This is a genomic window from Neobacillus sp. NPDC093182, from assembly GCF_044754045.1.
In genome coordinates this window covers 1-12,868 of the sequence record NZ_JBIVOI010000022.1, presented here as the reverse complement: position 1 = coordinate 12,868, position 12,868 = coordinate 1, and the positions used below count along the sequence as shown (strand labels likewise).

General features: G+C 40.7%; 12 protein-coding genes. All 12 read left to right on the top strand.

All coding sequences use genetic code 11. From position 1 onward, the window contains the following. Nucleotides 1-12 precede the first annotated feature (12 nt). The 12 genes from ACIQAA_RS28640 to ACIQAA_RS28585 all read left to right on the top strand — a co-directional run bounded on the left by ACIQAA_RS28640 (nucleotide 13) and on the right by ACIQAA_RS28585 (nucleotide 12,753). Nucleotides 13-792: an enoyl-CoA hydratase/isomerase family protein gene (locus tag ACIQAA_RS28640; protein ID WP_402626439.1), complete on the top strand. Its 780-nt coding sequence runs from the start codon at nucleotides 13-15 to the stop codon at nucleotides 790-792. A 15-nt stretch (nucleotides 793-807) separates the two neighbouring features. After that, nucleotides 808-1,782, top strand: a complete 975-nt coding sequence (locus ACIQAA_RS28635; protein WP_402626437.1) for a quinone oxidoreductase family protein — start codon at nucleotides 808-810, stop codon at nucleotides 1,780-1,782. 188 nt (nucleotides 1,783-1,970) lie between these two features. Further along, complete coding sequence (locus ACIQAA_RS28630) at nucleotides 1,971-2,672, top strand: winged helix-turn-helix domain-containing protein (RefSeq protein WP_402626435.1); 702 nt, start codon at nucleotides 1,971-1,973, stop codon at nucleotides 2,670-2,672. Beyond that, a complete protein-coding gene (locus ACIQAA_RS28625; RefSeq protein WP_402626434.1) occupies nucleotides 2,644-4,068 on the top strand; it encodes an ATP-binding protein in 1,425 nt (474 codons plus the stop codon). The genes ACIQAA_RS28630 and ACIQAA_RS28625 overlap by 29 nt, the downstream gene beginning before the upstream one ends. A gap of 498 nt (nucleotides 4,069-4,566) precedes the next feature. Beyond that, the gene (locus ACIQAA_RS28620; RefSeq protein WP_402626432.1) at nucleotides 4,567-6,030 is read left to right on the top strand and encodes a S1C family serine protease; all 1,464 of its coding nucleotides are present in this window, start codon (nucleotides 4,567-4,569) and stop codon (nucleotides 6,028-6,030) included. A 21-nt stretch (nucleotides 6,031-6,051) separates the two neighbouring features. Continuing rightward, entirely contained in the window at nucleotides 6,052-6,945 is an 894-nt protein-coding gene (locus ACIQAA_RS28615) for a peptidylprolyl isomerase (RefSeq protein WP_402626431.1), read from the top strand. Nucleotides 6,946-6,968: 23 nt separating this feature from the next. Beyond that, the gene (locus ACIQAA_RS28610) at nucleotides 6,969-7,382 is read left to right on the top strand and encodes a hypothetical protein (RefSeq protein WP_402626429.1); all 414 of its coding nucleotides are present in this window, start codon (nucleotides 6,969-6,971) and stop codon (nucleotides 7,380-7,382) included. A gap of 177 nt (nucleotides 7,383-7,559) precedes the next feature. Then, nucleotides 7,560-7,715, top strand: coding sequence for an RAxF-45 family protein (locus ACIQAA_RS28605; RefSeq protein ID WP_402626428.1), 156 nt, complete (start codon nucleotides 7,560-7,562; stop codon nucleotides 7,713-7,715). Nucleotides 7,716-7,860: 145 nt separating this feature from the next. Further along, on the top strand, nucleotides 7,861-9,735 hold the full coding sequence (gene abc-f / locus ACIQAA_RS28600; RefSeq protein WP_402626426.1) for a ribosomal protection-like ABC-F family protein: 1,875 nt from the start codon (nucleotides 7,861-7,863) through the stop codon (nucleotides 9,733-9,735). 97 nt (nucleotides 9,736-9,832) lie between these two features. After that, the gene (gene mgrA, locus ACIQAA_RS28595) at nucleotides 9,833-10,825 is read left to right on the top strand and encodes an L-glyceraldehyde 3-phosphate reductase (protein WP_402626424.1); all 993 of its coding nucleotides are present in this window, start codon (nucleotides 9,833-9,835) and stop codon (nucleotides 10,823-10,825) included. Between the two features lie 83 nt (nucleotides 10,826-10,908). Further along, nucleotides 10,909-11,337, top strand: coding sequence for a cell wall hydrolase (locus ACIQAA_RS28590; protein WP_402626422.1), 429 nt, complete (start codon nucleotides 10,909-10,911; stop codon nucleotides 11,335-11,337). A 102-nt stretch (nucleotides 11,338-11,439) separates the two neighbouring features. Continuing rightward, nucleotides 11,440-12,753: a Na+/H+ antiporter NhaC family protein gene (locus ACIQAA_RS28585; protein WP_402626420.1), complete on the top strand. Its 1,314-nt coding sequence runs from the start codon at nucleotides 11,440-11,442 to the stop codon at nucleotides 12,751-12,753. Nucleotides 12,754-12,868: the final 115 nt, after the last annotated feature.

The following is a 12,868-nucleotide window of genomic DNA, read 5'->3' as shown; positions in this document are numbered from 1 at the left end:
AGGAAGATTTTATTGGAGAATAAAGATTTATTAGTGGAAAAATTGGGTCCTGTGTTGTCATTAACATTAAACCGTCCAGAGAGTCTAAATGCATTTAGTCCGGACATGGTTCTTGGATTAAAAAATGCACTTCAAGAAGCAAAAAACGACCCGGATGTACAAGTAATTGTCCTGTCAGGGGCTGGACGCGCCTTTAGTGCTGGCGGAGATGTAAAAACAATGGGGCAGGCAGATGGAAATCAAGTCTATGAACATATCGGAAAATTAAACGAATTAATTTTACAGATGAAAGATTTAGAAAAACCGATCATCGCTGCTGTTCATGGCTTTGCTGCAGGAGCAGGATTTAATTTAGCCCTAGCCTGCGATATCATTGTTGCGGCTGAGGATAGTAAGTTTGCACTTAGCTTCTCAAAGGTAGGTTTGGTATCGGATGGAGGAGGTTCTTACTTCCTTCCAAAGCTGATTGGCCCGCATTTAGCTAAGCAGTTTTTCTTTAGTGCTGAACCGATTCCTGCAAAACGTCTCTATCAATTAGGAGTCATTAATTCATTGTTCTCGTTAGAGAGGCTCCAAGAAGAAACCACGAAACTAGCATTAAGTTTAGCCCAGGGTCCTGGGAAAGCATTTGGTAAGCAAAAGAAATTAATTGACCATTCCTTCAACAGCTCACTTGAAGAAATATTGGAAGAAGAACGTCTTACTCAAGTCTTAATGGTACAAACAGAAGATCACAAAGAAGGCGTCGCGGCGTTTAAGGAAAAAAGAAAACCAGTATATAAAGGTAGGTAGAAAGGAAGTCTTAAGATGAAAGCTGTTCAATTACAAGAATATGGCGGGCCAGAAGTATTAAAGATGGCAGAGATTGAGAGACCAATTCCTGCAGGTCGTGAAGTACTAATTGAAATTAAAGCAATCGGCGTCAATTATGCGGATACAGCCAGAAGAGAAGGTCAGTATGTGGTCAAAACACCGCTTCCCTTTATTCCAGGTGCTGAAATCGCAGGTGTGGTGGCAGCCGTTGGTGAAAAAGTAACCACTGTTAAGCCAGGAACGAGAGTTGTTACCCTGATTGAATCAGGCGGTTATTCAGAATTTGCTCTTGCCGATGAGCGCTCATTAATTCCTCTTCCCGAACAATTAGATTTTCGTCATGCAGCGGCACTTCCGCTCCAAGGATTAAGTGCCTATCATGTGTTAAAAACGATGGGCAGGTTAGAAATGGGGGAAACCGTTCTTGTTCATGCAGCAGCAGGTGGTGTAGGAACACTAGCGGTACAATTAGCAAAGCTGTTTGGTGCTGGAAAAATTATCGCAACCGCAAGTTCTGCTGAAAAATTGGAACTAGCACGCCAAATGGGTGCGGATGTACTCGTGAATTATACGGAGTCAAACTGGGTTGAACAGGTTTTAGAAGCAACTGGCGGGAAAGGAGTAGATGTGGCACTTGAGATGGTGGGCGGTGAAGTTTTCAATAAAACATTAAAATGTCTGGCCGCCTTTGGCCGTCTCGTTGTGTTTGGTGCAGCCAGCGGGGAACAAAGCAAAATGTATCCTTCTTCACTGATGGCTCGAAATCAATCTGTTATAGGCTTTTTTCTGCCGCAGATTATGAGAAAGCCTGAGCTGCTTCAACCGAGTTTAGTAGAGCTGCTAACCTATCTCGGTGAAGGAAAGCTCAAGCTTACAATAGGCGGAGTGTTCCCGTTAGAGGATGCAGCGGATGTACATCGGTTATTACAATCACGGAAAACCACTGGTAAGTTAATATTAGAACCGTAAATCATTTCACCAGCGCTTATATATGCAGTGTTAGAGGTCTGGAAGATTCCAGGCCTCTTTTTCATGGGGATATTAACAAACTATGAACAAAGTATTAAATAGCCGGGAAGTTTTTGCGATATAGTTGATATGAGAGAAAAATCGTATAAACTGAAGAAAAGAAGAGTTTTTGCTGGGAGTGACGGATTTTGAAAATACTCGTGATTGAAGATAACACTAGTGTGTGCTCGATGATTGAAATGTTTTTTGCAAAGGAAGGTATTCAAGGAACCTTTGTAAATGACGGCCTTGAAGGGTATAACACCTTTAAAGCAGGGACTTGGGATGCATTGATTGTGGATTGGATGCTGCCAGGGATGGATGGGGTAAGTATTTGCCGGAAAATTAGAGAGGAAAATTATACGGTGCCGATTATAATGCTGACTGCGAAGGATACAGAGTCAGACCAAGTACTGGGCCTTGAAATGGGTGCAGACGATTATGTTACTAAGCCATTCAGCCCGCTTACCCTGATGGCAAGAATTAAGGCGGTAACACGCAGATATCAAACCCAAGTGACTGCCCAAATGGATGATTTTCTTCAGACAGAACATTTTAAAATTAGTAAAAATACGAGAGAAGTCCTTGTCGATGGAGTGCCTATAACAAACCTTACACCGAAAGAGTTTGATCTTTTATATTACATGGCAGAACACCCTCGTCAAGTTTTTTCAAGAGAACAGCTCCTAGAAAGGGTTTGGGGATATCAATTTTACGGTGATGAACGAACCGTAGATGTCCACATTAAGCGGCTGCGGAAAAAAGTAGAAACTACTACGCAGCCATTCTTCCACACTGTATGGGGAGTAGGTTATAAGTTTGATGAGTCGATTCAGACAGATAAGAATTAAATATTTTTCTCAACAGTTTATCAGCCACATAAGTATCATTATTGTTGCTTTTCTTGTCTTAAGTCTTTTGTTTGCTCATTATGTCGGTAATTTGGTGTATGAGGAAAAAGCTGATGAATTGATTTCTTATGGAAAATCTATCATTTCTGATATTGAACGAAATCCGATTGCAACGGATCAAATCATCACTCAATATAGTAATACTTTACGTTCAAGAAAGATTAGTTTTAGTATGTTTGATCAGGAGGCAAATCTGTATGCTGTCGGACGAAGTGGACCTGCCATTGAGTTGAAACCTTCAGAGTGGGAAAAGATTACAAAAGGTCAAACCATTATTGTCCAAAGTGATTATAAACGATTTGATCAAGACGGTGTGACATTTGTTGTTTTACCCTATATAGATAATCGCGACAGGTTTGTTGGCGGAATCTTGTTAACCTCGCCAATCAGTGGTTCAAGTGCGATGATTCGCCAAGTGAATCAATTTTTAATTTATACGATACTGATTGCACTAGGGGTATCGTTTTTACTCAGCTGGCTGCTGTCTAAAATCCATGTGAACCGGATTAAGAAGCTGCGTGAAGCGACATCGCTTGTTTCTGCTGGAGATTACCATGTGCACGTACCTTCCTCGAATTTTGATGAGATTGGTGAATTAGCCAATGACTTTAACCATATGGTAAAAAAATTAAACCATTCGATGGAGGAAATTTCAGCCCTTGAGAATCGCAGACGTCAATTCATGGCCGATGTTTCTCATGAAATGCGGACACCGTTAACCACCATTAGCGGGGTGATAGAGGGTTTAAAAAATGACATGATTCCGGAAGAGGACAAGGAAAGAGGAATCAATTTAGTCAGCCAAGAAGCCAAGCGGCTTATTCGTCTCGTTAATGAAAACCTAGATTATGAAAAAATTCGCTCGAACCAAATTCAGCTGTTTAGGGAAGATATTCAGTTATTAGAACTTTTGGAAATTATTCAAGAACAATTATCCGTACAGGCAGACGAGAAAAATGTTCAAATCATGGTTGAAGCAGACGAAGAGATCATCGTGAATGCTGACTATGATCGACTCGTACAAATTTTAATTAATATTACAAAGAACAGTATCCAATTTACTTCAGATGGTACGATTTGGCTGCGTGGCCGAAAAGAACAGAATACTACGATTATTGAAGTAGAGGATACTGGTATTGGCATCGACCCAAGCGAAGTTGAAAAAATTTGGCGGCGATTTTACAAAGCTGAAATCTCCAGAACCAGTAATCCTTACGGGGCATTTGGTCTAGGGCTATCGATCGTAAAACAGCTCGTACTCCTTCATAACGGAGAGATCGACGTAGAAAGTGAAAAAGGAAAAGGTACGAAATTTACCATTACCTTCAAACAGTAGGCAGCAGGGAAATCCCTGCTGTTTTTTTTAGGTCTCATTCGGACAGGGCAAGCCCAAAAAGAGTTGTAGCTGTCTGAATGGAGGTCGCATTCGGACAAGGCAAGCCCAAAAAGAGTTGTAGCTGTCTGAATGGAGGTCGCATTCGGACAAGGCAAGCCCTGAAAGAGTTGAAGCTGTCTGAATGGAGGTGTCATTCGGACAAGGCAAGTCCAAAAAGAGTTGAAGCTGTCCGAATACCGGTCCCATTCTGACAACGCAAGCCCTAAAAGAGCTGAAGCTGTCTGAATTGAGGTCTCATTCGGACAAGGTAAGCCCTAAAAAAGCTGAAGCTGTCCGAATACCTTTCTGATATAGATAGGATTGCAAAAAATCCGACTTTTTTCTTAATTATTTCCAAATCCCGTTATAGTTTGTTAACAATTTTTTCATATTTGTGGGCTAAAGTATAGATACAATAATAAATTACACAAATTCCACGTGTAAAGGAGTAGAAAGACTATGAACTACAAAGATGAATTCGACAGAGAAAATGAGAATTACAGTCAAAATACATCAGACGAAGTTTCAGATGTTCAAAATAGGAAGCCAGAAGAGTATGAATTAACTTCCCCGAATGAAGGAGAGCGTGAACCTGTATTTACTCAAAGCAGGTTGGAGGAAACGGTTGAAGAAAGGGCAGCGGAATCTATACCAGAGGAACAAACTCTATCAAATCCGAAAAATATATCGGATGAACCTTTAACTGCGCAGCCTGCCAACCGAGTAGAAATAAAAAACAGCGCACAGAAAAAGAAGAGAAATGTTAGGGGCTTTGCCTCAATGGTGGCAGCGGGTGTCGTCGGTTCTGTATTAACCTTAACCGTTCTCCCATACACCGACTACATGGACAACTTTTCAAAAATCGAAAGTCAATCCATTGGTACAGTTCAGCAAAATACAAATACGGAGGCTAATACCGTAACCGCCCAGCCAACATCATCAAAATCATCAAAATCATCCTCATCGATCGCAGATACGGTGGAACAACTTTCAAAAACAATTGTGGGAATCGTGAATTACCAACAACAGCAAAGCCGAGGCTTTTATGGAAGCAATTCACAAAGTGTTGAAAGTGGTACAGGCTCAGGGGTTATTTTTCAAAAGAATAATGACATTGCCTACATTGTCACCAATAACCATGTTGTGGATGGTGCCACAAAATTAGAGGTTTCGTTATATAACGGTGAAAAGATAAGTGCAGAAATTGTTGGGACAGATGCATTAACTGATTTAGCTGTCTTGAAAATTGACAGTAAATATGTTGAAGCGACTGCACAGTTTGGTGATTCTACCACACTTCGACCAGGAGATCAGGTATACGCAATCGGGAATCCATTAGGGCTTGATTTTGCTAGAACGGTAACCCAGGGAATCGTTAGTGCCGTCAACAGGAGTATTGACGTTTCAACCTCAGCAGGTACATGGGAGACCAATGTTATTCAAACAGATGCAGCCATAAATCCTGGTAACAGCGGTGGTGCGTTAATTAACCCTGAAGGATTAGTAATCGGAATCAACAGCTTAAAAATTTCCGAAAGCGGCGTAGAAGGGTTAGGATTTGCAATCCCAAGTAACGACTTAATCCCAATCGTGAATGAATTAATTGAAAACGGAAAAGTAGAGCGGCCATATCTTGGAGTTGGTTTGGCTGATCTAACTGAAGTTCCACAATTATATTGGGGGAATCTCCCTGAAAGTGTGAAAGAAGGAGTTATGATTACAGCGGTTGAACCAAACTCTGCTGCAGCTAACGGAGGGTTAGAAGCTCAGGATGTGATTGTGTCCATGAATGGTACAAAAATCGCGGATTCCTCAGAGCTAAGAAGATATTTATATTCTGATGTAAAAAATGGCGAGGAAATTAAATTTGAAGTATATCGTGACGGAAAGCTTACCACTGTAAACGTTAAGCTGGCGAAATAATCTAAGGGAGCAATCAAAAGAATGACTTTTATCAAACAAAATAAAACACTGTCTTTAATTATCGTGGTACTAATTCTCGCAATCGGTATTTTTCTAAGCCTAGCGTTAACAAAGGATACAGCTGTTGCAAAAATAAATGGTGAAGCCATCAGTAAGGATGAGCTGTATGATGTGCTGGTGGAGCAATACGGGGCAGCTGCCGTTGACCAAATAATAGCCGATAAAATTGTTGCCTCTGAAGCTAAAAAAGAAAAGGTTACGATTACAGAAAAAGAAGTAAATGCAGAAGTGGATAAATTAAAGGAGTCTTATGGCGGGGAAGATGTATTTGACCAGATGCTCGCATCGAATAATACAACACTAGATGCCCTTAAAGAGGATTTAAAAAGTTATTTAACCTTACGTAAACTCCTAATACCTCAAATAGAAGTTACTGATGAGGAATTACAGACCTATTTTGATGAGAATAAGGATTCATTAGGTGAGGCAGAACAAGTAAAAGCAAGCCATATTTTGGTTGAAGATGAAGCAACAGCGAAGGAAGTTAAACAGAAGCTCACCGATGGAGCAGATTTCGCAGAATTGGCTAAGGAATATTCAACGGATGAGGGTACAAAAGAAAATGGAGGAGAGCTCGGCTTTTTCGCAAGAGGCACCATGGTTACTGAATTTGAGGATGTAGCCTTTACATTGCCAGTTAATGAAATTAGTGAACCAGTAAAAACGGATTATGGGTATCATATAATTAAGGTAGAAGAGAAAAAGGAAGTAAAAGAAGCAAATTTTGATGACAGTAAAGGAGAAATAAAAGAAACCTTGATTGATCAAAAAATGGAAACGGAATACTCCACTTGGCTTGAAGAAAAGAAAAACGATTACGATATTGAAAATTCCCTTGAAAGTGTAGTTGGATAACTGTTCATGAAGAGGTGAAAAGGGTGAATCAGGTCGGAAGATACGCAGCAAGTGAAGAGGTAGATGAGTTCGAACTGATGAAAATGGTCATGGACCTGCCGGAAAAAGACAAAATGCTTATGTGGTCTCAAGGTTATATCGATCTAGTTGTTGAAAAAATGCCTGAGTATGCTCGTGATATTTTGGAGAACCGAAAAGAAAAATGGGAGGATACAAAGGCATTTTATCAGAATCAAATTGAAGAAATATTGAATGACGAGGAGTTTATAAAGCAGGCAAGGGGCGAACGGAAGCAGTTTGCCCTTTTCGTCATGGAGCATTATCGTGAACTTCAGTCCTTATTGTTTGCAGCCTATGATGGAAAAATTACCGAAGAGGATGTCAGGAAATTTGTTTATCGCCGAAGGTTCGGCGGCAGGAAAAAGTATCTGCATTAGGGTGGTCTCGCGGGATAATCCGCTGATTCGCGGGAATATTAAAAAAGCCGCGGGATTAATTCGTAATCTCGGGGGAATAAGCCAGAAACCGGCGGGAAAAATTAAAACCTTTTGATTAGTCTGAAAAAATAGGCTTGCAATCATTGCCAGAACTATTTACAATAAAATTATCTTGAAATGAAACGGAGGTGTAAAGAGATGGTTCGTTCTATTTTTGTACGTGTGCAGTGGCTTGAAGCGCTATATTTGTGCCGTGCAATTTTTCATGAGGTAGTTTTCAAAGGGGGTAGTCTGCCCTTTTTCCAAAATTACAAAATGAAAATAGAACGATAACACATCTCTTTACCCATAAGTAAAATAGGTAATAAGAGGGTGCCTTTTTAGCACTCTTTTTTCATGCCGATTTTTCGAGCTGCGGGTATCTATGGATGCCCGCAGTTTTTTGCGTGAAGAGAGTGTTCAAAAAAGGAGAATGAACATGATCGTATGCAGTGTTAATCATATAGTAAAATCATTTGGCGGAAATATTATTTTTGAAGATTTATCCTTTGAGGTCCACGAAGGAAATCGGGTGGGATTGGTTGGACGAAACGGCTGCGGGAAAACCACTTTATTAAAGCTGCTTGCCAATCAAGAAACAGTAGACGGCGGCGTTATTCATTGGAAAAAGGGGCTGAAAATAGGCTACCTTGCCCAAATTCCCGATTATAAGGACTTAACCGTTAAGGAAGTGCTAAAGACAGCATTTGACCAGCTAGTCGAGACAGAAACAAAACTACAACAATTAGAAGTCGAAATGGGGCAAGAGTTGACTCCTGCCTATTTACAAAGGCTCATGGATCAATATGGAAAGCTTCAAGATGATTTTATCCTAAACGGCGGCTATGAAATGGATGCACAAATGGATCGAGTTTCCCATGGTTTAAATATTATTGAGCTTTTAGATAAACCTTTTTCACTCTTGAGTGGCGGGGAAAAGACAAAGGTCGGTTTGGCATTAAGCTTACTAAAGAAACCGGAGCTTTTATTACTGGATGAACCGACAAATCATTTAGACTTAATGGCAATCGAGTGGCTTGGGACATTCCTTAAGGAATATACCGGTACCATTATTTTGATTTCTCATGACCGTTACTTTTTAGATGAAGTGGTAACAAAAGTACTGGATATGGAAGATGGGGAAATTGAGCTGTATCATACGAACTTTAGCGGCTTTGTAAAAGAAAAGGAAGAACGATTGTTACGGGAGTTCCAGGAATATCAGGAGCAGCAGCGGAAGATTAAAAAAATGAAGGAAGCCATTAAACGCCTTCGTGATTGGGCCAATCGTGCCAATCCACCTAGTGCTGCCCTTCATAAACGGGCTACTAATATGCAGAGGGCACTGGACCGCATGGAGAAACTTGATCGTCCGAAGCTTGATGTGAAAAAAATGGCGATTGATTTTGAGGCGATTGACCGCAGCGGGAAGGATGTTATTAAACTAGAGGATGTCTCTAAAAACTTTGGCAGCCGGAGGCTTTTTGAAAAAGTAAATATGCTTGTTCAGTACAAGGACCGGACCGCGGTCGTTGGTGAAAACGGAACAGGTAAATCAACTCTGTTAAAAATGATACTTGGTGAATGCGAGAGTGACACAGGAACCGTTAAGGTTGGCAGCAATGTGAAAATTGGCTATTTGTCGCAGCATGTTTTCCATACCATTGGGGATGAACGGGTAATCGATGTATTTCGCTCAGAAGTAAGTGTTAATGAAGGGGAAGCACGTCATATTTTAGCTCGGTTTTTGTTTTACGGACCAGCCGTTTTCCGAAAGGTTAATCAATTAAGCGGTGGTGAAAGAATGCGCTTGCGCCTTGCACAGCTTATGTATCAGGACATAAATCTGCTGATCCTGGATGAACCGACGAATCACCTTGATATTGATTCGTGTGATGTTTTAGAAGAAGCCCTCGAACAATTTAATGGCACGATTTTAGCTGTGTCGCATGACCGTTATTTTCTCAATAAATTATTTAATAAAGTTTATTGGCTTCAGGATGGGACCGTTTACTTCTTTGATGGGAATTATGACTGGGCTAAGGGAAAATTGAGTGCTGTAAAAGTGGTTCAACCCATAAAGCATGAAAAAGCTGCACCAAAAAAGGTTGAAAAACCTCAAACAACTATGGCTTCCGTCACTGTGGTGGATATTGAACAAAAGCTTGAGGAGCTGGAAACGCAAATTCACTTGTTGAAGCAGAGGATGGAAACAGGAGTAGATCTTGAAATGCTGCAAAAACAATACACAGAGTTAGAGCAGTTGGAAACGGAAAGAGAACATTTATATAAACAACTCGATGATGTAGTTTAGTAATCCACCCTCAAGAGAAAAGCCTCTCTTGGGGGATTCATTATTACTTCGGTAAAGTTTATAATGGTAGGTGATAGTACAAAGGGAGGGATTTAAAATGGTGTATCAAGCGGATGAATCTCGATATGGTACGATGAAATACAATAGAAGCGGGCAATCTGGCTTACAATTGCCAGCCATATCACTAGGTTTATGGCATAATTTCGGCGGAGTGGATACATATGAGAATGGCCGTACAATGCTAAGAAGAGCATTTGATTTAGGAATTACTCACTTTGACCTTGCAAACAATTACGGACCACCCCCTGGTTCCGCTGAAGAGATGTTTGGACACATGTTAAAAACGGACTTTGCACCTTACCGGGATGAAATGATTATTTCCTCCAAAGCTGGTTATACCATGTGGCCGGGACCATATGGGGATTGGGGTTCAAGAAAATATCTGATTGCAAGTTTAGATCAAAGCTTAAAACGAATGGGTTTAGATTATGTTGATATTTTTTATTCTCACCGGCCAGATCCAAATACACCCCTTGAAGAAACAATGGGTGCACTAGACTCTGTCGTTCGTCAAGGTAAAGCGTTGTACGTAGGGATTTCCAACTATAGTGCGGAACAAACAGAGGAAGCGGTAAAAATCTTGAATGAATTGGGAACGCCATTAGTCATTCATCAGCCAAGCTATTCCATGCTAAATCGCTGGATAGAGGACGGTTTGCAGGATGTTCTACAAGAAAATGGAGTTGGCTCGATTGCATTCTGTCCGTTAGCTCAAGGTTTGTTAACGAATAAATATGTAAACGGCATTCCAACTGAATCTAGAGCTGCTAAACCAGTAAGCTTCCTAAGTAAAGACCAAGTAACAGCGGAAGTTGTGAATCGGGTGAAAAAGCTGAATGAGGTTGCAGTCGAACGCGGCCAAAATCTAGCACAAATGGCTCTGGCCTGGGTTCTCAGGGGAGGAAGGGTAACTTCCGCTCTAATTGGGGCAAGTCGGGTAAGTCAAATAGAAGAGAATGTTGCTGCGTTAAATAATCTTTCATTCTCGGAGGAAGAATTAAATAGAATCGAAGATATATTAAAAAGTTAAAACTGCCATTTTGTTAGCCATATAGTCAACGATTACTCCCGCCAGATTACGATATAGGTATACGTATATGGGAGGGCGATGTGATGGCAGTAGTAAAAGCCAGGTCTTCGGATATCGATCTTTTAGCAAGACTGCTTAGGGCAGAAGCTGAAGGGGAAGGCACCCAAGGTATGCTGATGGTGGGGAATGTTGGTATAAATCGTATTCGTGCAAACTGCTCTGATTTTAAGGGTATCAGAACCATTCCGCAAATGATTTACCAGCCACATGCATTTGAAGCTACTACAAAAGGTTATTTTTATCAACGAGCTAGGATGGCAGAAAGGCGTTTAGCTCAAAGAGCCGTTGATGGTGAAAGGATTTGGCCGTCTAAATTTGCTCTTTGGTATTTTAGACCGCAGGGTGACTGCCCGCAAACATGGTATAATCAACCCTTAGTTGCACGTTTTAAGCGGCATTGTTTTTATCAGCCTTCTGGCGAAGAGTGTGAAAATATTTATAATACCTATTAATATTAAATGGAGCCGAAAATTTAACGGCTCCATTTATTTTGCTTTTCGAAATATACAGCAATCATTATAATTAATTTTATTAAAGCTAAGGTTGGTATAAAAATGAATAGATTCTCGATAAAACAATTAACATTACTCCTTACCGTAACGTTAGCAGGAGTTATCTGGTCTGTAATTTTCCATCATCCACTCGTCATTGGGTTTCTGCCGGGTTATCTCGTTCTTGTCTATCTATCAAAGCGAAATAAGCAATCTTTTAAACAAATCCTCCAAATTAGTAGTAGAGGAGTGTACAAGACTAGGATTGTTATTCTTATACTTTTCCTGGTAAGTTTCCTGCTTCCATCTTGGTATCTGTCAGAAACCATTGACCAAATGGTTAAAATTGCACTTTATTTTATTAATCCGCACTATTTTTATGTGTTAACGTTTGTCGCAGCGATGGTCTTTTCAATGCTTCTTGGTACAACGGTGGGGACTCTCAGTGCAATTGGTATTCCCATTATAGGGACTGCTGCGGTCCTAAACCTGCCATCAGAGGTTGTAGCTGGAGCATTGGTTTCAGGAGCGTTTGTTGGCGACCGAACGTCACCATTTTCTAGCGCCCATCAGCTTTTAGCGCATACATTAGAATTACCGGTTAAAAAGCAATGGAGTGCAATGCTCGCTACAACAGTAATGGCTGTAGTGGTGTCGATGTTGTTTTATGGTACTTTTGACTTCTTTTCTACTGAGAAAATGAACCAATCCATTCCTTTTCAGTGGAGTGAGTTGACTTTGTTGAAGTTTATTCCGCCTGTTGTTTTGCTCCTCTTAGTTCTGTTTAGGCTGAGCATTATTTATGCCTTTTTATCGAGTGTGCTAAGTGCTGTTATTATTTCTATAGCAGCAGGCGGTGCTGTTACAGAAATAGCTTTAGCTTTTTGGCATGGGATAGAAGGTCTCGGCGGCGGCTTCCTTCATATGTACGAACTGCTGCTGTTTCTTGCCTTAGCTGGTGCTTACAATGGTTTATTGGAGGAATTGAATGTCATTCAGCCTTATTTAGATAAATGGCTGCAACGTTCAACTTCTTTAACAGGTGATACATTAAAAACTTTCTCAGCCACCTTATTAATTAGTGTGATTGCGGCTAATCAAACGCTGCCGATTATTTTAACTGGGAGATCCTTCCTGCCTCATTGGAAAAATAAATATGGGGAAGAGGAATTAGCGAGGGTGATGGGGGATACGACGATGTTATTCCCAGGAATGGTACCATGGAGTGTGCTTGCGATTATGTGCAGTACCATTGTCGGAGTTCCTATCCTAGAGTATCTGCCTTATGCGTTATTCTTATGGCTATTGCCTCTTTTAACGTTGATGGTTTCCCTGTTCAAACATATCCAAAAATCAAAAAGAGCAGCAGCAACTTAACAAAACGGAGTGTATGCTCCGTTTTTTATGTGCGCTTGGCAGCGCATCGCTCTTATGGGTGAAAGTCCCTAACATGCCGTTGTGGCGGAAATGTATAGCTGACAGGTAGTGCGAG

What these genes read in the sequence shown, in the direction of transcription:
- ACIQAA_RS28635 (WP_402626437.1), top strand. Translation starts at nt 808, where the DNA reads ATGAAAGCTGTTCAATTACAAGAATATGGCGGGCCAGAAGTATTAAAG.
- ACIQAA_RS28625 (WP_402626434.1), top strand. Translation starts at nt 2,644, where the DNA reads ATGAGTCGATTCAGACAGATAAGAATTAAATATTTTTCTCAACAGTTT.
- ACIQAA_RS28620 (WP_402626432.1), top strand. Translation starts at nt 4,567, where the DNA reads ATGAACTACAAAGATGAATTCGACAGAGAAAATGAGAATTACAGTCAA.
- ACIQAA_RS28615 (WP_402626431.1), top strand. Translation starts at nt 6,052, where the DNA reads ATGACTTTTATCAAACAAAATAAAACACTGTCTTTAATTATCGTGGTA.
- ACIQAA_RS28605 (WP_402626428.1), top strand. Translation starts at nt 7,560, where the DNA reads ATGAAACGGAGGTGTAAAGAGATGGTTCGTTCTATTTTTGTACGTGTG.
- abc-f (WP_402626426.1), top strand. Translation starts at nt 7,861, where the DNA reads ATGATCGTATGCAGTGTTAATCATATAGTAAAATCATTTGGCGGAAAT.
- mgrA (WP_402626424.1), top strand. Translation starts at nt 9,833, where the DNA reads ATGGTGTATCAAGCGGATGAATCTCGATATGGTACGATGAAATACAAT.
- ACIQAA_RS28590 (WP_402626422.1), top strand. Translation starts at nt 10,909, where the DNA reads ATGGCAGTAGTAAAAGCCAGGTCTTCGGATATCGATCTTTTAGCAAGA.
- ACIQAA_RS28585 (WP_402626420.1), top strand. Translation starts at nt 11,440, where the DNA reads ATGAATAGATTCTCGATAAAACAATTAACATTACTCCTTACCGTAACG.